Source organism: Aliivibrio sp. S10_S31 (assembly GCF_014694495.1).
Lineage (GTDB): Bacteria > Pseudomonadota > Gammaproteobacteria > Enterobacterales > Vibrionaceae > Aliivibrio > Aliivibrio fischeri.
In genome coordinates, this window is sequence record NZ_JAAUWR010000124.1 from 1 (window position 1) to 408 (window position 408).

Consider the following 408-nt stretch of genomic DNA (forward strand, 5'->3'; position numbering starts at 1 on the left):
AAGAAGTGGGTAGTTTAACCTTCGGGAGGACGCTCACCACTTTGTGGTTCATGACTGGGGTGAAGTCGTAACAAGGTAGCCCTAGGGGAACCTGGGGCTGGATCACCTCCTTAAACGATAGATTACGGTTTATGAGTGTTCACACAGATTAATTAGGTTTTAAATTTAGAGTATCTTAGTGTCCCGTTCGTCTAGAGGCCTAGGACACCGCCCTTTCACGGCGGTAACAGGGGTTCGACTCCCCTACGGGATACCATCTTTAAATATTCTCTCTTTTGAGAGTCTTTAAAAATGGTTACACGCATAAGCGTGAAATCGCTCTTTAACAATTTGGAAAGCTGACTGATTTAAATAACTTACGAGTTATTCAAATCAAAATTTAAAAGTTCTTAATATCCTTTGTTTTAC

General features: G+C 41.2%; 1 tRNA gene and 1 rRNA gene. Both read left to right on the forward strand.

Annotated elements, in window-relative coordinates:
* A 16S ribosomal RNA gene (locus tag HC728_RS19885) occupies nucleotides 1–113 on the forward strand; the annotation flags it as partial.
* A gap of 67 nt (nucleotides 114–180) precedes the next feature.
* A tRNA-Glu gene (locus HC728_RS19890) sits at nucleotides 181–256 on the forward strand.
* Nucleotides 257–408 lie beyond the last annotated feature (152 nt).